Origin of the sequence: Veillonella atypica KON (genome assembly GCF_002959915.1) — a bacterium.
Classification (GTDB): domain Bacteria; phylum Bacillota; class Negativicutes; order Veillonellales; family Veillonellaceae; genus Veillonella; species Veillonella atypica.
The window spans coordinates 65,185-90,248 of record NZ_PPDE01000008.1 but is presented as its reverse complement, the minus strand read 5'-3'; the positions used below and the strand labels follow the sequence as shown (position 1 = coordinate 90,248).

Sequence of the window (25,064 nt, the reverse complement as noted above, 5' to 3'; positions counted from 1 at the left end):
ATTATTTCGTATTTCTAACCGCTTTCATAGTATACTATATATAGTGTTTTATTGCAATAAAAAATACAATATCATGTAAAAAAGAGTCTTTTTGCTATACTTAAACGGCATAACAAAAAAACTCTTTTTTTATAAAGCGATTGAAAGAAGTCGAGTCCAGAAATTAGGCCGTTTTCCTGCCCAATGATCCGGTACCGTAGGATAAAATACTCTATCCGCTAATAAATCGCGTTCATTTAATCGGACGTCACTAAGTAAATCTTTCTTATATTCAACATCTAGTTTAGAAATTACATCTACATAGCTACCATATTGATTGTTCATCACATCATAACCAGTACCAAAGAAGTGTATTAGACCATTCGTATATAATTCAATAGCTTTCGTATAATGCTCAGAATGATGTGTAAAAGACATAATATTACATTCAAATAAAATGCCCTTATCAACCCATTCCAATAGTTGTTCAGGTTTATTAAAGAAAAGGTCATTACGTTCCACTTCACTTATGATAGGCGTAATACCTAAGTCACATAAAGTCTGTAACCACGCATCTACATGATATAACTTACAATCTTGTGGAATAGTAACTAACATAAAATGGCTATTACCTAATACAAGTGATTCTTTATGATTGCGTATATAGTCAATCATACCATCACCTAACTCAACAACGGCACCACTATGTAATGTAACCGGTATCGCTTGTTCAGATACTACTTGTGTTAAATTTTCTACCTGCTCCACTACTGACTCAACAACGGTCTGTACATTTAGCTCATTAACCTTAGGTGTACAAAAAATATCTGTAATACCAGAACGGACTAAATCTTTAACCATTTGCACAGATTCAGCCATGGATTGAGGTCCCTTTCCATCTGCCATAGCCGGCAAAATATATGTATGTAAATCTAAAATGCGTTTCATCTTCTTCCCCATTCTCATCTTTATATCGCCCCTTACCTCGATATAAATCTCTTAAATATAATCTCTTTAATTACTCAAATTCATTTTGTATTCATATTATACCAATGAATCTATGTCTTGAAAAGTACCTATACCTAAACTTTTGATAATATTTGATTGCTTAAAATTAAAGATTATTTAATAATTTCATTTTGTTTTCACAAAAAAACAAGGCTCCTATAAATAACTCATAGAAGCCTTGTATATTTAATTAAAATCCATCTATTAACTATGCCGTATTCTTTGATAAATAGACAGTATAACTTGTACGACAGCAACACCAATGATGACGCCGGCTGTATCGATTGCTACATCGCGAATCGATGCATGTCTACCAATACTTGCAAGTTGCAAGCATTCATCCATAACGGCAATAACTAATCCTATAAAAATCACTTTAAGTCCTGCATATTCACGATTAAATTGATGCAATGCTACATACAAACATCCACCAAGTACAGCAAACTCGAACACATGCGCCATCTTGCGGACAATGCGATTTAAGGACCACATGTCACCGGTGAGACCCAGCTTATACAGAATCGGACTCAACCATTGTGTCATCTTAAGACTCAAACCATCTGAGGAAATATCATTTTGTAGCGAATTATCCCAGATAAAAAGGATAACGAGAACAACTAAAGTAAAGCTTATCCAATGTTTCTTTAACATCTACTATCACCGCCACTAATCTCGGTCAAAAATATCTCTAGTATAAACTTTATCCTTTACATCGGCCAAGGAATCATCCCAACGATTGGCTACAATCACATCACTAACACGTTTAAAATCATCAAAATTTCTAATGACTGGTGAGTGGAAAAAATCATCAGCATCTAGTGTTGGTTCATACACAACAACAGCAATCCCCTTTGCCTTAATACGCTTCATGATCCCCTGTACCGCAGAAGCCCTAAAATTATCGGAATTTGTTTTCATTGTTAATCGATAAATACCAACAATCTTAGGATCCTTACCAATGATAGCATCTGCAATGTGATCTTTTCTTGTACGATTTGCATCAACAATGGCAGATATGAGGTTTTGTGGCACATCATTGTAATTTGCCAATAGTTGTTTTGTATCCTTTGGCAAACAGTACCCGCCATATCCAAAGGAAGGATTATTATAGAAATCCCCAATACGAGGATCTAAACATACGCCATGAATAATCTCACTCGTATTTAATCCACGCACCTCTGCATAGGAATCTAGTTCATTAAAGTAAGCTACACGCAATGCTAAATAGGTATTAGCAAACAATTTTATAGCCTCTGCCTCTGTAGAACCAGTGAAACATAAAGGTATATCATCTTTAAGAGCACCTTCTGCTAATAAGTGAGCAAACGTATGAGCACGTTCCGAATCTTCACCAACTACAATACGAGATGGATATAAATTATCATATAACGCTTTACCTTCACGTAAAAACTCAGGAGAGAAAATTATATTCTTCGTATTAAACCGTTCTCGCATCTGTTCTGTATAACCTACAGGGACTGTAGATTTAACAATCATAACCGCATCAGGATTAATATCTAAAACTGTTTTAATAACAGATTCTACGGATGATGTATCAAAAAAATTCTTTTGTGGATCATAATTGGTAGGTGTAGAAATTATAACATATTCAGCACCTGTGAAAGCTTCGTTAGGATCTAATGTAGCACGAAAATTCAGCGACTTATTCTTTAAATAGTCGGCCAACTCTGAATCAACAATAGGTGATTCTTTACGGTTAATCATATCTACCTTTTCAGGAATGATATCCAGTGCAACCACTTCATTATGTTGTGCTAATAATACGCCATTTGAAAGGCCAACATATCCCGTACCAGCTATTGCTATTTTCATTTATTTACCATCCTTCATATAAAAATCTTTATACCATATTGCAAAACGTCTTAAACCTTCTCGAAGTGTTGTACTCGGTTTAAACCCAAAATCCGTTTCTAATGCAGATGTATCAGCATATGTAATCGGCACATCTCCAGGTTGCATCGGTACGAGTTCCTTATGGCGCTCCATGTTAAAATCTGCTGGTAACACACCAGCACCTATTAACTCTTCACCTAATATTGTCACAAAGTCCAATAGATTTTCAGGACTATTATTACCGATATTATAAATTGCATATGGTGGTACTGGTAATCCATCAGCTCCATTTCTTCGTTCAGGAGCTACTTGCATAACCTTATAAACACCTTCAACAATATCATCTATATAAGTAAAGTCACGCTTACAATTACCATAGTTAAAGATTTTAATCACTTCGCCTTTGCGCAATGTGTTAGTAAATCCAAAGTATGCCATATCAGGACGCCCTGCTGGGCCATACACAGTAAAGAACCGAAGGCCTGTACATGGGATGTTATACAACTTAGCATAGGAATAGGCTAATAATTCATTAGATTTCTTTGTAGCTGCATATAAGGACACAGGATTATCTACTTGATCATCTGTAGAATAAGGAATCTTTTTATTAGAACCATAAACGGAAGAGGATGATGCATATACAAGATGTTCAACACCTTTTGCCCCATTATCATACGAATGACGGCAACATTCTAATATATTGTAAAAGCCAATAATATTTGATTCTATATATGCGTCTGGGTTCGTAATAGAATAGCGTACACCTGCCTGTGCTGCTAAGTTCACAACTACATCCGGTTTATATCTATCAAAAATAGATTGTAAAAACTCTTTATCCGCTATATTCCCTTTTTTGAATATCCATTGATTATCATGTTTTACGGAGGAAACAATCTGTTGAAGTCTATACTCCTTTAAACTCACATCATAATAATCATTAACAGAGTCAACACCTATGATGAGGCTATTTTCAATATTATTAAAAAGCGACATAACAAGATTGGCACCTACAAATCCTGCAGCCCCAGTAATGAGAATTACCTTGTTATGTAATGATACATTTTGTAAAAGCATAGTCTGTCCTTTCCTTTAGGAACGTCTTAGTCGTGCTAAGGCGCTATCCCATATTTTAGCAAGTACAACCCTCTCCGTTGGAAATAAATACAACACAACAAGATACGAAATAAGACTGACACATATACAGAAAATCGTCCAAATCATACTATTATATAAATGCAACAAAGCATAGGAACCAATACCTACAATGGCGGAGGTAATGATATAGGCTTTAATATTAAAAATTACACTCCACGCATTCATCTTCACATACACAGCTAAGAGATATAAAAGTACACCAATCATTTGAATCCGTACTATAGAACGAGCATAGACAAATGTAGTGAAATCATATTGAACACATATGTATATAACCGGAATTAATACGATGAGATGTAACATCTGTGCAAGGAATGAAATATTTGGCATTCCCTTAGCACGAAATGCTTCAGATATTAAATATGAAATAGCGGTCACGAGAGATGAGCTTAATGCCCATGATCCTAGCACTATTCCGGCTAACTTCCACTGAGGTCCCAATAAAATTTGTACAATAAAATCTTGATATACAAACATACCAACACCTAATGGAACCAAAAATAAGGCCATATATCGTTGAAATGTTAAAAATGTTTTTTCAAACTCCTCTTTATTATGTTGATGTCGTGATAAAGCAGAGAATAAAACAGGAGCCATCGAAGATGTAGCAATAGCCATAACAGTAGTAACTATAGCTGTTGGCATCTTATAAACGCCAAGATAATATGCGTTCAAAAAATGACTAATAATGAAGGTATCTACCCATGCCGTAAGCCATATAGAGAATGCCTCCGCCAAGGACCATGCACTAAAACTGAACATATTACGAAATATAGGATACGAAAAATAGATGGATATCAATTTTTCTTGTCTCACACATAATGCAATAGCTGTAAATAGTTGTGCCACTAAAAGCCCAGCAATCAAAGACCAATAATCAAAACCTGATAATGCCATTGGTATAGATACGAACAAAGGAGTAATGATAGTAATCATTCGTATGCTTAAGAGAAATTTGAAGTTAAAATTTCTTCTATACATTGCCATTTGAATGCTACTAAATGCACTCAATGGTAACATAGCCCCCATCACAGCTAAAGGAATACCTAATCCTTCATTGCCAACCAATGATGCTAACTCATCACGGCAGACAATGATAGCAATCCATAATACAATAGCTAGTACTATATTTGAAATAAATGCAACACTAACACTTTTCTGTTTAGCCTCTTCACTTTCAAATTCGTATTGAACAAGAAATTTCTGGAATCCCGCATCTGCTAACATTTCCGCAAATGAAATAACCATCATTATAGTGGCTAAAATACCAAATGCTGTAGGGGCCAAAATATGCGCCAATATGATATTTGTAATTGGTGTAATAAGCTTTGCTAAGATCTCCGTTATAAGTGACCACTTAGCAGCAGCTACAACTTTAGTATCCATTGATATTCAAATCCATTTAATTACGATTTATATTCTTTAAGCCTTGTAAAAATAACTCATGATGCGCTTCACATGACAAATAATTCTGTATTGCTGTAAACCCATTAATCGTTTTTGTAGGTGATTTTAAATTTATAGATTCCATATCACCATTTTCGAATAATATACGATTTATATCTGTAGGAACAAAATCAGCTCCGATGTATACCTTCAAGATGTAACCACTCTCCCATTTCGTAATCAAACTCCATTGGTTCCATCTTTATAAATCCTGCGCCAGGATACAATGTTAATTCTCCAATATAAAGATGATCATTCACGTCATAAAAATCAACCCGTAAAAACGGAAAATCCTTAGATAATTGTTTGCATAATGATCTCATTTCTTCATAGTGTGGCGGTTTTTCAAATGTTTTGTTAGAGGGCTCATAATGAAGAACGGAAAGATTAATATAATTCCAATCCTCATCATAATAGTTCATACGTGTTCCACCTTTAGAAAATCGTTCAGAACAAACTACAGTTAGCTTTGGTTCTCCGTGAAAGGAATACATCTTATAGTCTAATAAATCTGCATTCCCTAACTCATCTATATACTCTTCTGCTAAAATACGGCGACGTACATTTTTATAGGGCCATTCACGAGCTATAAGATAAAAATCACGCTGTAAAGATTTATTAATAATTTGACGTGCTCCTTCTTTATCAAACTTAGACTTATCTTTACAAATTACAATACCACCACTGTCATGAGTGCATTTTAGTACAAACTGATTCGGTAATGCATCAAAATCAATTTCATTAAAAGAATCCCATACACCTAAAGTAGGAATGATGTACTTTGAGTCAATCCTATCAGCTAAATACTTTTTAGCCTCATACTTATCAACCATAGTAGTATATATGGATTTACGATCATATAATTTCATCCACTGCATCTTTTCACTAAAGGTCTGTGGATTATCTAAATTTAATGGATATCCCATATATTGAGGAAATATCCTTCGTAGAAACGCTTCATCGCTTAAGGAATCATAAGCACCCATTTTTATCATCACCCGTAAACGGTAATAAGGATCAGAGATGAACCGCTTTCCCTTGGTCAAGATTGTTTGTATGTTCATGTAATTTCTTCCTTTTAGCCCGTAAAATCTGAACTTCTATAAAAAATAACATCATATAAAAGTAAGTACTTTTACTTTCATAAGAAACCAAACCCATATCCATAACTAATTGAGACATAAGTAATATAAATACCATGACATATTCATTGCTGTGAAAATCATGATATCGTATCATGTTATAAACGAGATAGGCATACATGGAGTAGTATGTGACCACACCTATAACACCAGTACCCGCCAGTAATTCAATGTAATTATTGTGAAGGTAGTAATTTTCTCGACCGAAAATAGAGTATGTATATACCGCAGGATTATTAATCCCAACGCCTATAATTGGAGACTGATGAAATAAATCCCAACCAATATCGACTAAGGCCATGCGAACAATAGCAGAAGAATCCCCACCAGTGCCTGTGAAAGCATCTACCATGGAACTCATACGTTCTAATACTTCACTAAAAATAGGTAGCTGTAATATACCTATAAAAGCAATAATTAGTATGCTCAAATAAGCTACTAATTTAGCTAAGGAATTAACAATATTTTTACTACGAAAGCTTTTGAATACGAATAATAAAACGATACCTATAACGACAAATACCAATGCTTTCCGACTACCTGTAGCCGCCAATATACCTAATGTTGGTAATGCTATGATGTTCCACCATCGCGGTTTATCGTACATCATATAATACACGGTCATTACAATAGCATTGGCACCTAATAGTCCTACTGTATTTGCATTTAATGCGTCATTTGCTATACGAGCCGATGATGAAAGAACATTGATAAAATAATCGAGCCCATAGTAATACACCGTATAGAAACAGACAATATATCCTGTCCACATGCCGATTTTCAATAAGGAATCAACTGATTTTTCTCGCTGAAAGCACATATACAAAACAATGAGCATACAAAATATTTTTACAATATCAAAGCTTCTACTCATGGCTACAGATGGATCAAGAGCATTTAGAGAACTAAGATAGCAAACGCCTATGAATAGTAGCATATACATATGCATCCATGTAAATGACACTGTAATTCGCCCCTGGTCTCGTACGAGATAACATAGTATTAATCCAAACAAGCATACGAATAGCACATAGGCACCGTAATCTGCATCGCCGAGGGCGAACGATATGGTCAATGAAAGTACAAGAAATACTAATGTTATAAACCATATAAGACGATTAGATATGGTCGTAATATTTAACTTCAATACTGTCCCTCTTCTCTCAATATATGTACATCACAACACTAATTTTTCTATAAAATATCAATCCAACGTTTAGCAATTTTACTTAGTGGGAATGTATCTCGCACCTTGATTGCTTCAACAGATATACGTTTAGCCAACTCAGGACTTGCTAAGATGGATTTCATTTTTTCATACATCGTTTTCGTATCCCCTACAGGCACTAGTAATCCATTGACCCCATCTTGAATAACCATACGCGCACCGCCTACCGGACAATCTGTAACAACTACAGGTAGCCCCATTCCCATAGCTTCTAACATAGAGTTAGATATGCCTTCAAAGTCAGACGATGACACAAACATTGTACATGGTCGCTCTTGTTCCAAGATGTTAGTTGCGAACCCCGGTAAAAGAACTCTGTCTGTTAATCCTAAATTTGCAATTTGTTGACGAAGTTCATCCTCTAGGACACCTTGACCATAAATGACAAGTTTATAATCCTTAAACTCATTTGCCAACATGCTAAATGCATTGATCATCATAGGTAAATTCTTTTGCGGATGTAATCGACACGCGGTTACAATAATCTTTTCACGTTCCCCTTCGTAAGGTTCTGGTAAATTGCCATTAATCGGATTCGGAATGATATGCCCACGGCTTTGTATAGACTTAGAGAAATATGATTTCGCATCTTCAGTTTGAAATACTATAGCATCAGCAAATCGAAATGCAAAGTTTCGAAGCATTTGTTGATGTTTGCCGACAGGCACCTTACGCGGATTATTTCGTTCAGAAAATACCATGCGATTTTTCACAAACCACGAACTAATAGCTAATATAAAACTGGACGCACTCAGAAATGATAAACACGTTGCATTAGGACGTTGTTTTAATATGCCAATAAGTGCTTTAATTTCTTGTAAAAATCGAAGAATCTTATTGGAACTGGTCGTATGTATTTGAATTTGCTCTATACCTTCTGGCAATGCATATTCGGTGCCATAGCGATTGGGACTTGTTTGAATCACTGTAATCTCGTGTCCATCATGATGCCATTGGCGAGCCAATTCTGTTAAAATACGTTCAGCACCATCATTTCCAAGGGAAATAGTAACAATAATAATTTCTTTACCCATTTTGACGCTCCTCTGTGATATATTCGGCTAAACGTATATATGCGTCTTTCATTGTTACCTTTGGTTCCCATGATAGATTGCGCATCTTCCTAGAATTTAAAAACATATGAACTGTAGGCGCATATCCAAAGGAGGACACAATTTCAGGTATATCAAAGACAACAGAAACTTTATCGCCCCCCACATGGCACGCTACTAAATTGGCAATACTAGCAATACTACGAGTTTCCTCGTCATGGCACACATTATAAGCTTCGCCCATATCACCTTGGGTCATCAAAATAATAATGGCCCGCACTGCATCCGTAATATAGCAGAAGTTGGACATGGAATCGCCCTTAGTATGAAGGATAATATCACGACCATCCAAGGCATGTTGGGTGAACTGCATAAACACCCGATTATCATCTAACGGCACCCCAGCGCCGAACGTCTGCGCAAGGCGAGCGATTTTAACAGGAACACCAAATTCAACAGCATAGGATTTACAATAACATTCGCACATACGCTTACTTTCAGAATAGGAACTACGAACGTTTAGATGATCTAAATACCCAATGCGATCCTCCGTCATAACTTGACCAGATTCATAAGGTATACCATACTGTTCCATGCTCGATAGATATACCATACCTAAAATCCGCTGTTCTTTTCCCAGTTCTAACATACGTTCCGTACCATGTATTGATGTACGAATCGTATCCACCGGATGTTCTACAAAATATTTAGATTTTGTAGGGGCAGCCCCATGCATAATATAGTCACATGCTACAGTTAGAGAATCTAATGGCCTATCAACAAATGTGATTGCTTGTGAATTTAGAATATCTCCAAACATAGAATGTGCCTTTTCTATATTGCGCACATGGCATATGACATGTAATGAAAGATGGTAGGCATCATTGGCGGCTACTAATGAACGAGCCACCATAGAGCCTATTAAACCTGTAGCACCTGTTACAAGTATTGTCTTATCCTGAAACGCCTTAAATATATGAGAATCACCTATAATTTCTTGTATGTCTCGTTCAACAACCGTATTAATTGCCCTCACCTCCACTTTCTCTATTTTTTAATATACCTGTGAACATATAATAATCTGACGGGGTTGTAATCTTAATATTTTCAGGTTCCCCCCATACGGGATACAAGGGATACCCATAATGCATCATCATAGATGCAGAATCGATAAAATCATGAATTCCTTCAGCTATTGATGTATCATGAACTGAAAGAATATCAACGAGCCTAAAACTTTGAGGCGCTTTTGCCATCAAACATTGTTGACGATTTAAAATCGTTTTGATTTCTCCATCATCAGTAACCATAACTGTTTCAATAGCAGGAGTTACCGTAATGGCACTCCCCTTTGTTTCAACAGATCGTATATTTCTAACAATGGTAGAACGATCAACTAAAGGTCGTACACCATCATGAATTAGTACTGTTATATCATCAACACCATATAATCGTTTCACTTCAAGCAAACCGTTATATTGAGAGTCCAGTGCAGTCTCGCCACCAGGAACAATGGATACTATTTTTTGAAGGCCTTCTTTTGCTATCAGAGCCCTTGCATAATCCATCCAGTCTGACTTACACACTAATACAATGCCATCAATGAAGGGTTCTTCTTCAAAAATGGATAGTGTTTGTATCAGTATAGGCTTACCATTCCATTCAAGGAATTGCTTTGGCATTTTATCATTTTTCATACGGGATCCTACGCCACCAGCAAAGATAACTGCTATTCTTTTCATAGAACCTCCCTTAACTATTAACGATGTGTATTTACTAAATAATGAATGCCCTTGTAATTGGTATAACTACGATCCATATCGATATATACGGCATCATGCTTTGCTACACGCTGTTCCACTGGAGGCAATTGCATATAGTCGCCCCAAATCAAACGTAAGTATCGTTCATAACCAGCCATAACGGGAATTTGATGACCTTCAAATTCCTTATATACAACGTGATCAAAATCTTGGCGTGGATGGCGTAGCTTCATACCTTTCAAACTACCAATCAGTTCCGTTACTTCATGGGATGTGTCAAAATCATATTGGCTCATTTGTTTTTCTGCAAAGCGCCATATGTGATAACGCCACGAAGGTTTAGAAATCACCTTATAAATGCACCCAGCCAACATGCGATATACCTTGCCCTTGTTATCAGGCAACCGTTGTGCATTAAACAAGGCAAAGGTCATGGCCCACATTAATTGAAAGAATCGTTTGACAGTACCCTTGGGACAGCCATCGATAGGCATAATTTCAAGGGCTAATCCATGACAAATATCTTCATTCACACTATGGCGATTGATGAAAGTCGTTTCTTCATCGCGAATTGATGCACCCGCATCATGATAGATCTTATCTCTCGTTGTTCTACAATAGGTATATCGTTTATCACCGTGTATAGGCCAAAGTTCAGCCAATCTTTCATAATCAGGACGAGGCATAAAAATATCTAAATCATCATCCCAAGGGATAAACCCTTTATGTCGAATAGCTCCTATAAGACCGCCACCACATAAATAGAATCGTAGATTATGAGCATCACAAAATTCTTTAAACACTAAAAGCATATTCAATTCTTTAGCCTGTATATCATGAGCTGTTGTTTCTGCCATACTACCTTTCTAACGTATAACGGCCAATACCGTTTCCACCATAACTTTTAATTCTCCAATGAACGAGAATTCTTTAAGACTCCGTAAATTCCATTCCATCTTTGCAGGCAATACATTATGAATATAGCAATCATCTACATCATCTGCCGCATCTAACAAGATATCTTCATCCTTATACCGAATACTAGCTACACTCGTTACACCTGCAGGCAGTAACAATGTCGCTTTCATTTCATCTGTATAAGCTGCTACATACCTTGGGACCTCTGGACGCGTACCGACAAAACTCATGGTACCTTCCAATATATTTATCAACTGAGGCAATTCATCGAGTCGACATTTTCGCAAAGCCTGTCCTACAGATGTAACACGCATATCATCTTTAGACGTAACTTGTGTACCAAGCTGTTCAGCATTTTGTACCATGGTTCTAAACTTGTAAATTCTAAAAGATTTACCATACTGCGTGACCCGTTCTTGTCTAAAGAATACAGGACCTTCACTATCTAGTTTTATCCATACCGCTAATAATAGAAATATGGGACTCAATACTATTAATAGAATGGCTGCCATTAAGCGATCAAATACAGACTTAATCATTAAATCACGACGTTTGGATGCTAAGATGTCGTAATAAGGACGAATGGCTTCACATCGCATATCATCGGGCAACTCCTGCCATGATTTCCAAATCATAATGCACCTAAACATTCTTTAAATGTATGAATCACATAGCTTACCTCTTCATCTGTCAAATTAGTATGAAGGGGCAATGTAATTTCATTTTTGAACTGATCATATGCATTTGGATAATCATCGATAGAAAATCCCAATTTTTTATAAGCCGTATGCATTGGAATTGGCTTATAATGCACATTTGTAGCAACACTTTTTTCTGCCATTCGTTCAATTAATTCATTACGTTGTTCTATGGTTGCATCATTGATACGCACTAAATATAAATGACCACTACTCATATGCTCATCCGTATAATGAGGTACTACAGATACAGGACAATCTTTAAACGCGTCATTATATCGATCAATAATTTCACGACGCCGTTCTAATAGGCCAGGATATCGTTCTAATTGGGCCAATCCAATAGCAGCCATAATATCCGTCATATTGCACTTATAATAGGTACCTTTAATATCATATTCCCAGGCCCCCATCTTAGTTTTGGCCAATGCATCCTTATCCTGACCATGTAAAGATAATAGTTGAAATTCCTTATAGAGAGCTTCATCATCAATACCCTCTATATGATTCCACGTAGCACACCCACCTTCAGCAGTGGTAAAGTTTTTTACCGCATGAAAGGAAAAACTACTAAAGTCAGCTACATTGCCTGTATGCATCCCTTTATAGGTTGCCCCAAAAGAATGTGCACAGTCTGCAACGATTGGAATTCTACCTAAAGCACGTTGTATATCATTACTTGGTACAAATAAAGATTTTGCATCATTTACAATTGTAAATAAACGGTCATAATCACAAGGTACACCACCGATATCGACAGGAATAATGGCCTTTGTCTTATCGGTTATGGCAGCAGCCACCTTATCATAGTCCATTTCATAAGAATCAGGTGCTGTATCGATTAATACTAGTTTTGCCCCTACATGAACTACAGGACTTGCACTAGCCGTATAGGAGTAAGCACTAGTTATAACTTCATCACCTGGTCCAATACCCAATACGCGAAGAATCATTTCTAAGGCTGCAGTTGCTGAATTTAAGCACACTGCCTTTGGCGTCCCTAAATACGTTGCAATACGTCGTTCTAATTCCTTAGTACGTGGTCCAGTTGTAATCCAACCACTTTTTAACGCTTCTACCACCTCATTGATTTCTAATTCTGTAATATCTGGAGGAGAGAAATTAATTTTCATAGCTTTCACCTATACTTTCCATTTATTCCATATCAATAAACACTGATCCGATAATAGGTACTCCAATTTGCTCTAATCGTTGTTTAGCTAATGCCATATCATCAGGTTGAACATAATCACCTTTTACAACCAAGAGAACCCCATCAGCTTTCTCAGCTATTACCAAGGCATCCGTAACACTTAACACCGATGGTGTATCCACTATGATGACATCATATTCATCACGAATGTACTCAAATACCGTAGATAATCGATGGGAATCAACCACCTCTGACGGAGATTCCACTGCAATACCACTGGTAATTAGATCTAGATGAGGCATCACATGACGATGAATCGTCAAATCTTCATCCATAATGATATGATTTGTTAATCCTTGATTTTTTACATCAAATACAACATGTTGCACTGGATTGCGTAAATTACCATCAATTAACAGCACCTTGTCATTATTCTTGGATAAAGAAATCGCTAAATTAGCGGCCACCTCCGATACACCTTCACCTGTTGTAGCAGATGTAACACACAACATTTTTCTATTTTCTGCATTACAGCGATACTGTAAATTGCTACGCAATGTTCGATAAGATTCCACAAGAGGAGTATCACCATATTCATTTGAAATTAATCGTATCGTATCCATCTTAACCTCTCACCTTGTACAACCAACGCAACACTTTATTCTTAGGTTCTTCTATTACCGATTTTCTGTGATTAGGAATGACACCTAACATCGGCACCTGTAACATATCTTCAACATCTTTTACAGTCTGTATTCTACGATTTCGCAAAGAGTTAACTAATGTATACAAACAGCCTAAAATTAAACCGATAATAGCACTGGCAACCATAACAAGTACACGACGAGGAGCAATCGCTTTTTCTGGTAATGTAGGAGCATCGACAATTTGTACCTCATTCGGCACCATAACCTCTGCCACCTTAGCTTCTTCCAGACGTTTAGAAAGCATTTCATAAATATCTTGGGCTACATCTACATCACGCTTAGCTTGAATATACCCCCGTTCCTTTTCAGGGAGTGCTTTCATCGCATCTTCGTTATCTTTATCTAAATCAGCTAACGTAGCCTCTTTACTTTGAGCTACTGCTAAAGCAGCTTCATTTTTAAATTTATCTGTTAATAAACCTTGTTGAGCGGAGTTACTTGATGGAGCTTGCTGTGAAACAATAGCATCGATTTCCTGTTGTAAACCGGCTTGTGCTTTAGCAATCTGATCATTTACTTCCTTCATTGCAGGATGTGAATCAGTATATTTACCTACGTAACTTGCCTTACGAGCCTCTAAATCTGCTAGTTGTGATTTATAAGCTTGTACCGTTGAGCTATCTGCAATACTAGCACCTGCCGAACCTAAATCCGCATTAATGCTACCTAATGCAGCTTGCGCCGTTTCTAAATCGAGCTTATTTTGTGCCTTTTCACGATCGATTAACGTAATCTTATCTGTAAGCCCCTTCATTTGATCATTGGTAGAATAAATTTTATTATCTACTTGAAATTGTTGGAGCTTTTTCTCTGCTTCAGACAATTCCTCCTTCGCTGTTACCACTCTTTTTTGTAAAAACTCACGAGTCGCTTTTTGTTCAACTTGGGATAACTCGGCTAAGCGTTTTAAAAATGTATCAATTAATAACTGATTAGCTTCTTGTGCCTCTTCTGGGGACTTACCAGTCACACTAACTTGTAATAACTGTGTTTCTTTATATGGCTTTGTCTCAATACGATTTTTAACAAATTCTTCATACGTTGGTAGCTTACTACTATCTTCGGCAATTTCATTGATAACAGGTTCCACAACATTACGACTTTTTAAAATCTCTGCATCAGTATTCATCAATTGACGAGCCATCGTATCAGAGTAGCTTGGGTCACTAGATAGCACTGAATTACCTAAGCCTTGCGTCTGTTTAATACGCAACATAGCTGTAGACTGATAGGTAGATGGTGTTACGATTAAGTACGCACCGCCAAGGAGAATACAAATGCCAGTCACATTTATAATAGTTCGCCGTTTTCTAACAAGAATCTTGGCTATATCTTTTATATCTATAATTTGTTCCATCCCAATACCCCTTTCAAGTAGGCATACAACACCGCGGTCTCTCTTTCCGCTTAAATATTATGGTTAGGTGTATATGTTGGAATAATATCCTGTAATACGCCAATTACATCCATATCAGTTTCACAAGAATCAAAGCTGCTAATTTTTTCTATCAACCAATCACGATCAACGGTATCTAACGGGGCTTCAAAAATCTTTGTATGATTCGTTCGATTGGTTCCTTCTTCAGATGTAAGCAACTCTTCGTATTTCTTTTCACCTGGTCTAAGGCCTGTAATTTTAATATGAATATCCTTATCAGGTTCCAATCCTGATAAGCGAATCATATTTCTTGCTAAATCAATAATCTTTACAGGTTCGCCCATATCAAGTAAGAATACCTCTCCACCTTTACCCATAGCACCAGCTTGTAACACGAGCTGACTGGCTTCTGGTATGGTCATAAAATACCGCGTCATTTCTGGATCTGTAACAGTTACAGGGCCACCAGCTTCAATTTGTTTTTTAAATAGAGGAATGACGGAACCGCGACTGCCGAGAACATTACCGAAACGAACAGTAATATATTTCGTATCATATGTATCATTCATAGATATGATAACCTTTTCTGCAACGCGCTTTGTGGCACCCATAACGCTAGTTGGATTGACGGCTTTATCCGTAGAAATCATAACAAACCGTTCTACACCATGGCGACCTGCTACGTCTGCTACATTTCTTGTGCCATAAATGTTATTTAAAACGGCAGCCATTGGTTGAATCTCCATTAACGGTACATGTTTATGAGCTGCTGCATGAAATACAACTTGCGGATTATATTGAGTGAATATTTGATCTAATTGTTGTTTATCTCTAATATCTGCAATAATTGGTATAATCGGGCCGTCTTTATATATATTTTTCAACTCTTGATTGATAAGGTATATACTATTTTCACCATGGCCTAACAATAAGAGCTGTTTAGGGCCAACACGCATAATTTGACGACAAATTTCTGAACCTATAGATCCACCAGCACCAGTAACTAGAACAACCTTATCGCGAATATAATGTTCTACAATATCCATATCGAGACGAACCTCATCACGTTCTAATAGGTCTTCTATGGATACAGGATGTAAATGGGATACTAGTACCTCATCATCTAACAATTGATACATCCCCGGTAATGTATTGACTTTACATTTAAGAGGTGAACAGATTTCCATGATATTTCTGATTTCATTACGTGTAACAGAAGGCATGGCGATTATAATTTCTTTCACCTTATTTTCTTTTACAATAGATGGGATATCATGGCGATTACCTAGTATACGAACGCCGCCCATTAGACGATTGAATTTAGACTCATCATCATCGATGAAACCAATTACCTTACGAGACCGTTTATGATACCGTTCAATTTCACGAGCAATTGTGGCACCTGCATCACCTGCGCCAATGATTAAGGTATTTACCATATCAGCATCAGTACTTTGTTTTCCACCATATTGCATGGCAATATAATGGAGTATCATTCTACCAATTCCGATAACACCGGTACTAAGAATCCAGCTAATCAAATATATGGATCTAGGTAAAGATTTATCAAATACATACATCCCTGTATAGAACAGTCCTGCTCCTAAGGTGGTCGCAATCAATACAGCAACCATTTCGCGCATACCTGCATAGCGCCATATGCGCGTATATAGATGCATGGACAAAAGCATAACAATATAGGAGATTACCATTATAGGCAATGCATCTATCATCTGATACAGATAATGTGATGTTATATAACCATCAAATCGTATAAGCAAACTGATCAATGCCACACCAATAATAGTAATAACATCTACAATAAGTAATAAGCCGGGTAATAAATATGAACGCAATGAAAGCCCCCCTTATATGACTTACATATGATACTATTTTTACTAATTAGTCTTTACCTATGCGAGATACCATGTAAGCACCTGTCAAAATAGGAGCAATATCTCTAGAGAAACTAATCTTACTGTTCTTAGTTAAGTACAAGATATCGCCTTCACGCATAACGTAATTTTGGGACATATCACCAGTTTTCAACATATTATTTAAATTGATTTCAATAGGTTTTGTAGGATCATTTTGATGAATTAAAAATATCTTCTTCTTAGCCGTATCCCAGTTGAAACTACCCGCGGCCCCAATCGCATCAATAACGGTACTCGATTTTGTTAATGTATAAGCACCTGGTTTATTAATTTCTCCAAATACATAAACGCGTACGCCACCTAATTTTGTAACATTAACCGACACATCAGGATTGATAATGTATGTGGATAATGCGTTAGATACATTTCGGGTGAATTCTTCTACTGTCATTCCATCCGCCTTAATATTACCTGCCATAGGAATGGATACATATCCATCTGGTCGAATGGTGAAAGTTTTATTTGCACCTAAATCTGCTTGTTGTACTACATCAATCATGAGTTCATCCCCTTGTCGTAGACGATACTCTTGATCAGAACCAATTGTAGATGCAGACGTATTCATATTTGATGTTGTAACTACTACAGGAGAAACATCCTTTGCAAGACCCGTAGTGGCTATCGTACCTATGACAAGAGATAAAGCAATCCATTTTTGATTCATACATGCACCTCATAGCATTCATTTCAATTAACAAAACACCTTAACACAACTATTTAAATAAATTTAATATTTAATTAATTATCGTACACATATTTTATCATCGTTTCTATGTAACTACTATATAAGCAAGATGAAGCTTCTTTCTATGGTTTTCATGAAGCATCAAGAATACTGAAATTATCTATGTTTAATGCCCACCTGTATATGTGTATTTTTCTTCGCATGCATGAGTATTAAATTGTTCTATATATTTCTATTACTAATAAAAAATTTCTATATTTAGGAGTTTGCAAAAAAAATGGATGTATATATCCGTTTAATAATAGATATATACATCCAAATAAATTATATTTAATTTTATTCGACACGACCGCCCAAATAAGCTTCCATGACACGAGGATCATGTCGTACTTCATCAGCTGGACCAGACAATACCATTTTGCCTGTTTCCAATACATACGCATAATCAGCGATTTTCAATGCTTGACGGACGTTTTGTTCTACCAAGAGAACGGTGGTGCCTTCTGCACTAATTTCTTTAATAGTTTCAAAGATTTCGTTTACTACTAATGGTGCAAGCCCCATAGATGGTTCGTCTAGTAGCAATAACTTAGGACGGGCCATAAGAGCACGACCAATGGCAAGCATTTGTTGTTGGCCACCAGATAATGTACCACCTAGTTGATAGCTCCGTTCATCGAGAATTGGAAAGCGTTTAAATACCTTTTTAATGTCCGCTTCAATCTCATTATCATTGCGTATATAAGCGCCCATTTCAAGATTCTCGTAAACGCTCATATCTTGAAGAATTTGACGACCTTCAGGTACTAAGGAAATACCATTATGTACAATTTGATGAGTTTTATGTCCAGTAATGTCTTGACCCTCAAATAGCACCTTACCTGATGTAGGCTTTACAAGGCCCATAATAGTCTTCATTGTTGTCGACTTACCAGCGCCGTTGGCACCGATCAAGGATACGATAGACCCTTGTGGTACTTCTAAGCTAATGTCTTTTAAGGCTGTAATATGTCCATAACCAGCCACGATGTTTTCTAGCTTTAACATATTACACCTCCTCTTTACCTAAGTATGCTTCGATAACAGCCTCATTATTTTGAATTTCTTGAGGTGTACCTTCAGCAATCTTTTTACCAAAATTGAATACCACCAAACGGTCACAGATATTCATCATCAATTCCATGGCATGTTCAATTACGACAACAGTAATACCTAAGTCGCGAATTTTACCAATCAATTGGCGTAACGCTTCCGTTTCACTATCATTCATACCTGCTGCTGGTTCATCAAGTAAAATCAATTGAGGATGTGTAGCTAAAGCACGCGCGATTTCGAGACGACGTTGTTTGCCATATGGTAATGATGTAGCAACTTCTTCAGCATCTTCTTCAAGACCTACAAGTTTTAAAAATTCATAGGCAATGCCACGACAACGTTCTTCTTCAATACGTTGGCGTTTTGTTCTTAAGAAACTAGCAACGAAACCAGAACCAGTTCGGCAATGCATACCAGTTAATACTGTTTCCAAAGCTGTCATATTGCCAAAAAGTCGAATATTTTGGAATGTACGAGCAATGCCCATTTCTACCGTTCTATGCGGTTTAATGCCTACAACAGACATACCATCAAATACAATTTCGCCAGAACTTACAGGGAATACACCTGTAATCAAGTTAAAGAGTGTAGTCTTACCAGCACCATTTGGTCCGATAACACCAAACACTTCACCTTGCTTAACACCAAAGGATATGCCTGTGAGAGCTGCAACGCCACCAAAGCTTTTACTTACGTCATTTAATTCTAATAGCATTCAGTTCCCCTCCTATCCTTGTTTATCTTGTTGTTTACGTTTATACGCTTCAAAACGTTCTGTTAATACTTGTGTTTCAGGAATGTATGGAGCTTTTTTAAAGCCTAATTTACGGCTAATCTTATCTACCATAGATTCGGTTAAAATACCATCTGGACGAACAGCCATCAAAATGACTAACAATGCACCATAAATGATATCGCGATAGTCGGATAAGAAACGCAATACTTCTGGCAACAATGTAAGAATGAAAGAACCGAGTACGGAGCCCCATACTACATTAGAACCGCCAAATACAGGGAACAATAAGATTTGTACTACTTTATGATAACTGAAGTCTGTAGGGTTGATAAAGTTTGTAATATGAGCATACAAACCACCACCAATACCGGCGATAAATGCGCCGATGATGAAAGCCATCATTTTATAGTACACTACATTAATCCCCATCAACTCAGCAGCATGATCATCTGCCTTAATAGCGGCAAAGGCACGACCGACACGGCTATTGTTGATACGTACACAGAAAGCAATAATAAAAATCAAAACGATTAGTAAAATAATGATAGCCATAATGTTGCCCCATGCAACCGCATCAATTCCCATAAGGCCATCAATATCAATTTCGTAAGCAAAATTTGTCAATTCTTGAGGAATAGATGGAATGCCGGATAGACCAAGAGCACCATTTGTCACATCTAAGTTCAAGAAGATAACACGCACGACTTCACCAAAACCAAGTGTGGCGATGGCAAGATATAGACCTTTCAATCGAGTTGTTGGCAAACCGATGATAACGGCAACTAAAGCAGCTACAAAGCCACCTGCTAAAATACCAACTACGATAGGTAAATCAGCTTTCAAAGAAAGCAATGCACCCACATATGCACCAACACTCATGAAACCAGCTGCCCCAAGGGATAATTGTCCACTAGCAAGGGTGAAATAAATAGAGATACCAAGGATGGCATTGATGATGAAAAACATCACAATTTGTAGATAATAAGGGTTAAAAATATCCATTATGGTCTGCCCCCCTTATCTTTAGAACCAAATAAACCTTGTGGTCTCCAGAATAATAAGACAATGATTAAACCGAAGGCTACCGCATCACGGAATGTAGATGCACCATAAGCAACGGAGAAGATTTCCGCAATGCCCAAGATAAAGCCACCTACCATGGCGCCAGTAATATTGCCAAGACCTCCTAGGATAAGTACAGCCAAGCCTTTAAAGCCTATGATAACACCCATGGTAGGCTCAATAGCATTGAAGGAAAGGCCAACAAGTACACCGGCAGCTGCACCTAAAGCGGAAGCAATCATAACGGTAACAGAAATAATCATCGTTGGATTGATGCCTAAGAGAGCTGCTGTTTCCGTGCTCATGGATACGGCACGAATGGCTTTACCAATCTTAGTCTTTTTAATAACCACATTCAAAATAATCATTAAGAGAACAGAAACACCTAAACCGATAATTTGCACCATGGAGATTTTAAATACCCCAAAGTCGATAAGTCCACCAATATAATCTGGTGGGAAGGATCTAGTTTGAGGACCCCATAATAATAATGCCAAACTTTCAAGGAAGATGGAAACACCAATGGTGCTGATAAGTGGTGCTAAGTGAGACACCTTTTTCTTACGTAGTGGGCGTAACGCCACAAATTCTAATAAGTAACCTAGTACGGCACCTACAGCCATCGCTACGATAAGGGCTACAAATATGTTTACGTCAAAAACAGTTACCATAAAAAGACCAACGAAGGCACCTATCATAAAGATGCCTCCGTGTGCCATGTTGATGATATTTAAAACGCCAAACACAAGTGTTAAGCCAATAGCGAGTACAGCATATAAGCTACCGAGGGTTAACCCGTTAACTAATTGTTGTAAAAACACTATACTACCTCAACTTTTATTTTTTTAATGCGTCAAATTGACCGTTTCTAATTTGCAATACTTGAACTTCCATGGAAGGGTCGCGGTGGTCATTGAATTTGAATTGACCTGTTACACCAACGAAGTCGGCAATATTTTTCAATGCTTCGCGGAATTTTTCGCGATCTGTGGTGGAGCCAGATTTTTTCAATGCTGCTTCATACAAGTAAACTGCATCGTAAGCTTGCGCTGCGAATTGATCTGGTTCTTTACCGTATTTATCTTTATAAGCTTTACGGAAATCTTTTACCTTTTGGTCATCTTTGTTAGGGAACCAAGGTGTACCTACGATAACACCATCAGCTGCAGCACCTGCGATTTTAATAAATTCAGGACTGTTGAAGCCATTGGAACCAACTACAGGTTGTTTCATACCCATTTCACGCATTTTTTTCATAATCAATGCGCCTTCTTGGTATAGAGAAGCAACAACGATTACATCAGGATTAGCTTGTTGAATCTTAGTTAATTGTGCAGAGAAGTCTGTATCTTTATCTGCGAATGTTTCAGTATCAACGATTTGTACACCTTCAGCTTCCAATGCTTTACGAGCTGTATTATTTACAGATACCATTTGGTCATTGTTGTTGGAGTACATAATAGCTGCAGTTTTAAAGTTCAAAGTTTTATGTGCTTCTTTAATTGCAGTATCTACTGCCAAGGATTCTGGTACAGCATTACGGAAAATGTAATCGCCAATATCAGTAATACCTTCAGCTGTTGTAGATGTGCCAAGAGCTACGACTTTACTTTTATTTGCTACAGGGCCAGCAGCCATCATTTCACCAGATAACATAGGGCCAATAACACCTACCACTTTATCTTTAGAAATTACTTTATTCATCGCATTAATCGCTTCGTTTTTATCACCTTTAGTATCTTCAACGAGCAAATTAATTTTTACATTGTTAGCATCTGCATTGATTTCGCTAACAGCCAATTCTGCACCAGCTTTGATAGATTCGCCATACGCAGCAGCACCACCTGTTGTCGTTGTTAACAATGCGATTTTCGCTTCATTATTATTTGCATTACCTGCATCTTTATTGCTACCACAACCAGCAGCAACCGCCATTACACCAGCAAGGCCAAAAATGGCTGCTTTTTTTAACATGGATTTATTCATGTTACACCCTTCCTTTAATCACAATAATAGCAACTATAATAGTATAAATTATATATACTTCTATATTATGAAATATTTTTTATGTTTGTCAATTAAATCATGTATATCTTCTATAGAATTCAGATAAACACCTTATAATTTTTATTTATTATGCTAATAATTCTGAAAAATGTTCCCATTTCTCATACAACTTTTGTAAGTTGCTTTCCGTATCTGAAAGCTGCTTAGATATGTTTTCCATCTCCGCTAAATCTTGTTGGACTACAGGATTTGCTAATTGTACTTCATACATTTTCGTGGTCGCCTCTAATCTAGCAATTTCTTCTTCCACTTCAGCTAATTGCTTTTCAACCATGTATGTATTTGTTTTTTTCTTAGGATCATCAGATGGAGATGTAGAAATGGTTTTAGCTTCAGATTTCACATCTTCCTTAGCTACTTCTTCTACTACTTCTGTAAGAGCAGCTATATCCTGTTGCTCTTTTAATTTCTCTTTATAGTAAGAATAATTACCTAAGTATTCAGTAAGACCTTTATTCTCTAATACCAATGTTCTTGTAGATACTTGATCTAAGAAATACCGGTCATGGGAAATAATAAAACACGTACCACCAAATTGCTGCAACGCACGTTCGACTATTTCACGGGTAGGTACGTCTAAATGGTTAGTAGGTTCATCAAGAATGAGGAAATTATCACCTTGTAAGAATAATTTTAACAGAGCTAAACGCGCTCGTTCACCACCGGATAAATCACCTACTAGTTTAAATACATCATCCCCTTTAAATAGGAATGATCCTAGTACATTGCGAGCTTTCTCTTCGGTGAAATTATAATTATTGATAATCTCATCTACCACTTGCCACCGATCGTGTAATTCTTCATGTTCTTGTGAAAAATAGCCCACTTGTACACGATTGCCAATATCGATATGACCTTCTGTAGGGAATAACTCCCCTACAATAGCTTTCACCATGGTAGATTTACCAGCCCCATTAGGACCGATCAATGCAACAGATTCGCCGCGCCTTACAACTACAGATACATCATCAATGATTGGATTATCCGTTTTGTAGCCAATAGACACATGATCTAATACAAGTACCTTATCAGCACTCATAGCAGCCGGTGGAAATTTAAAATCTAACGAATGTGAAGTTTCAGGAGCCTCTAGTCGTTCTAATCGATTTAGTTGAGATTGGCGACCTCTTGCCATCTTAGACTTAATACCAGCGCGATACTTATCAATATACTCTTCTGTTTTCTTAATATATTCTTGCTGCTTTTCATAAGCAATCGTATCTGCTTTTAAACGTTCTTCTCGTTGTGCCACATAGCGACTATAATTACCGCGATATGTTGTGGCCTTGTGATGATCTAGTTCTACCACACCAGTAACGATGCGATCCATGAAATACCGGTCATGGCTGACGATCAGAATGCCGCCTCGATAGGATGATAGATAACCTTCTAACCACTCCAACATTTCCATATCCAAATGGTTTGTCGGTTCGTCGAGGAATAAAAAATCTGGACTCCGTACTAAGGCCTTCGCCAAATTAATACGCGTTTTTTGACCCCCAGAAAATGCATTAGCCGGTTTATATAGATCTTCATCGGTAAAACCAAGACCATAGACTATGCGTTTTGTTTTTTGTTCATAGTCATAACCACCTAACCATTCCAATCGATTTTGTAAATAGTCTAAGCGTTGTAAGTCACTTTCACTAGCCTCATGAGTCTCTAAATATGTGGTTAACTCTTGTAATTTATTTTCTAATGCATGAACATCTTCCCAAGCTGTTTCTATTTCTTCAGCTAAACTAGCATCACCTAAGTTAACATCTTGTTGCAAATAGCCAATGCTTGCCACAGGAGACATTACAACTTGGCCTTCATCTAATTCCTCAATACCGAGGATACATTTCAACAGTGTTGATTTACCAGCCCCATTAGGGCCAACCAAGGCAATTCTATCGCCTTCTTTTATTTCAAAGGACACATTGGAAAACACTTGGCGCACCCCAAATGATTTTCCTAGGCCGATCATTCGAATGCGTTCCATTCAATACCTCCTTTATC

General features: G+C 37.1%; 23 protein-coding genes. All 23 read right to left on the bottom strand.

Annotation, left to right across the window (positions count from 1 at the left end; genetic code table 11):
• Positions 1-129: 129 nt before the first annotated feature.
• The 23 genes from VAHSUH02_RS04335 to VAHSUH02_RS04220 all read right to left on the bottom strand — a co-directional run bounded on the left by VAHSUH02_RS04335 (position 130) and on the right by VAHSUH02_RS04220 (position 25,047).
• A complete protein-coding gene (locus VAHSUH02_RS04335; protein WP_005384219.1) occupies positions 130-945 on the bottom strand; it encodes a CpsB/CapC family capsule biosynthesis tyrosine phosphatase in 816 nt (271 codons plus the stop codon).
• Positions 946-1,191: 246 nt separating this feature from the next.
• The gene (locus VAHSUH02_RS04330) at positions 1,192-1,638 is read right to left on the bottom strand and encodes a VanZ family protein (RefSeq protein ID WP_005384222.1); all 447 of its coding nucleotides are present in this window, start codon (positions 1,636-1,638) and stop codon (positions 1,192-1,194) included.
• A 15-nt stretch (positions 1,639-1,653) separates the two neighbouring features.
• Entirely contained in the window at positions 1,654-2,820 is a 1,167-nt protein-coding gene (locus tag VAHSUH02_RS04325; protein ID WP_005384223.1) for a nucleotide sugar dehydrogenase, read from the bottom strand.
• Positions 2,821-3,915, bottom strand: a complete 1,095-nt coding sequence (locus tag VAHSUH02_RS04320; RefSeq protein ID WP_005384224.1) for an NAD-dependent epimerase/dehydratase family protein — start codon at positions 3,913-3,915, stop codon at positions 2,821-2,823.
• A gap of 15 nt (positions 3,916-3,930) precedes the next feature.
• The gene (locus tag VAHSUH02_RS04315; protein ID WP_005384226.1) at positions 3,931-5,382 is read right to left on the bottom strand and encodes a lipopolysaccharide biosynthesis protein; all 1,452 of its coding nucleotides are present in this window, start codon (positions 5,380-5,382) and stop codon (positions 3,931-3,933) included.
• A gap of 191 nt (positions 5,383-5,573) precedes the next feature.
• Positions 5,574-6,506, bottom strand: a complete 933-nt coding sequence (locus tag VAHSUH02_RS04305) for an ATP-grasp fold amidoligase family protein (RefSeq protein ID WP_038148996.1) — start codon at positions 6,504-6,506, stop codon at positions 5,574-5,576.
• A complete protein-coding gene (locus tag VAHSUH02_RS04300; protein WP_005376844.1) occupies positions 6,460-7,731 on the bottom strand; it encodes an O-antigen ligase family protein in 1,272 nt (423 codons plus the stop codon). Before VAHSUH02_RS04300 ends, VAHSUH02_RS04305 begins: the two co-directional genes overlap by 47 nt.
• Before the next feature lie 47 nt (positions 7,732-7,778).
• On the bottom strand, positions 7,779-8,846 hold the full coding sequence (locus VAHSUH02_RS04295; protein ID WP_005384232.1) for a glycosyltransferase: 1,068 nt from the start codon (positions 8,844-8,846) through the stop codon (positions 7,779-7,781).
• Positions 8,839-9,906 carry an NAD-dependent epimerase/dehydratase family protein gene (locus VAHSUH02_RS04290; RefSeq protein WP_038148997.1) on the bottom strand — a complete coding sequence of 356 codons (1,068 nt, stop codon included), beginning with the start codon at positions 9,904-9,906 and terminating at the stop codon, positions 8,839-8,841. Before VAHSUH02_RS04290 ends, VAHSUH02_RS04295 begins: the two co-directional genes overlap by 8 nt.
• Positions 9,887-10,606, bottom strand: a complete 720-nt coding sequence (locus VAHSUH02_RS04285; protein ID WP_005381038.1) for an IspD/TarI family cytidylyltransferase — start codon at positions 10,604-10,606, stop codon at positions 9,887-9,889. Before VAHSUH02_RS04285 ends, VAHSUH02_RS04290 begins: the two co-directional genes overlap by 20 nt.
• A gap of 17 nt (positions 10,607-10,623) precedes the next feature.
• Positions 10,624-11,484 (bottom strand): LicD family protein, encoded by an 861-nt coding sequence (locus tag VAHSUH02_RS04280; protein ID WP_005384240.1) that lies wholly within the window; start codon positions 11,482-11,484, stop codon positions 10,624-10,626.
• 9 nt (positions 11,485-11,493) lie between these two features.
• Positions 11,494-12,180, bottom strand: coding sequence for a sugar transferase (locus VAHSUH02_RS04275; RefSeq protein WP_005384241.1), 687 nt, complete (start codon positions 12,178-12,180; stop codon positions 11,494-11,496).
• Positions 12,177-13,376: a DegT/DnrJ/EryC1/StrS family aminotransferase gene (locus VAHSUH02_RS04270; protein WP_005384242.1), complete on the bottom strand. Its 1,200-nt coding sequence runs from the start codon at positions 13,374-13,376 to the stop codon at positions 12,177-12,179. Before VAHSUH02_RS04270 ends, VAHSUH02_RS04275 begins: the two co-directional genes overlap by 4 nt.
• Positions 13,377-13,398: 22 nt before the next feature.
• Positions 13,399-14,019 carry a CpsD/CapB family tyrosine-protein kinase gene (locus tag VAHSUH02_RS04265; protein ID WP_005384243.1) on the bottom strand — a complete coding sequence of 207 codons (621 nt, stop codon included), beginning with the start codon at positions 14,017-14,019 and terminating at the stop codon, positions 13,399-13,401.
• Position 14,020: 1 nt separating this feature from the next.
• Entirely contained in the window at positions 14,021-15,460 is a 1,440-nt protein-coding gene (locus tag VAHSUH02_RS04260) for a GumC family protein (protein WP_005384244.1), read from the bottom strand.
• 50 nt (positions 15,461-15,510) lie between these two features.
• Positions 15,511-17,337 carry a polysaccharide biosynthesis protein gene (locus VAHSUH02_RS04255; protein ID WP_038148999.1) on the bottom strand — a complete coding sequence of 609 codons (1,827 nt, stop codon included), beginning with the start codon at positions 17,335-17,337 and terminating at the stop codon, positions 15,511-15,513.
• A 46-nt stretch (positions 17,338-17,383) separates the two neighbouring features.
• Positions 17,384-18,082: a polysaccharide biosynthesis/export family protein gene (locus VAHSUH02_RS04250; protein ID WP_005384246.1), complete on the bottom strand. Its 699-nt coding sequence runs from the start codon at positions 18,080-18,082 to the stop codon at positions 17,384-17,386.
• 357 nt (positions 18,083-18,439) lie between these two features.
• Positions 18,440-19,150 carry an ABC transporter ATP-binding protein gene (locus VAHSUH02_RS04245; RefSeq protein ID WP_005380876.1) on the bottom strand — a complete coding sequence of 237 codons (711 nt, stop codon included), beginning with the start codon at positions 19,148-19,150 and terminating at the stop codon, positions 18,440-18,442.
• Between the two features lies 1 nt (position 19,151).
• Positions 19,152-19,913 (bottom strand): ABC transporter ATP-binding protein, encoded by a 762-nt coding sequence (locus VAHSUH02_RS04240; protein WP_005384247.1) that lies wholly within the window; start codon positions 19,911-19,913, stop codon positions 19,152-19,154.
• 12 nt (positions 19,914-19,925) lie between these two features.
• Positions 19,926-20,936, bottom strand: a complete 1,011-nt coding sequence (locus tag VAHSUH02_RS04235; RefSeq protein ID WP_005384248.1) for a branched-chain amino acid ABC transporter permease — start codon at positions 20,934-20,936, stop codon at positions 19,926-19,928.
• Positions 20,936-21,817, bottom strand: a complete 882-nt coding sequence (locus VAHSUH02_RS04230; RefSeq protein ID WP_005384250.1) for a branched-chain amino acid ABC transporter permease — start codon at positions 21,815-21,817, stop codon at positions 20,936-20,938. Before VAHSUH02_RS04230 ends, VAHSUH02_RS04235 begins: the two co-directional genes overlap by 1 nt.
• Positions 21,818-21,833: 16 nt before the next feature.
• Positions 21,834-22,982 carry an ABC transporter substrate-binding protein gene (locus VAHSUH02_RS04225; RefSeq protein WP_005380797.1) on the bottom strand — a complete coding sequence of 383 codons (1,149 nt, stop codon included), beginning with the start codon at positions 22,980-22,982 and terminating at the stop codon, positions 21,834-21,836.
• A 148-nt stretch (positions 22,983-23,130) separates the two neighbouring features.
• A complete protein-coding gene (locus VAHSUH02_RS04220) occupies positions 23,131-25,047 on the bottom strand; it encodes an ABC-F family ATP-binding cassette domain-containing protein (RefSeq protein WP_005384253.1) in 1,917 nt (638 codons plus the stop codon).
• Positions 25,048-25,064 lie beyond the last annotated feature (17 nt).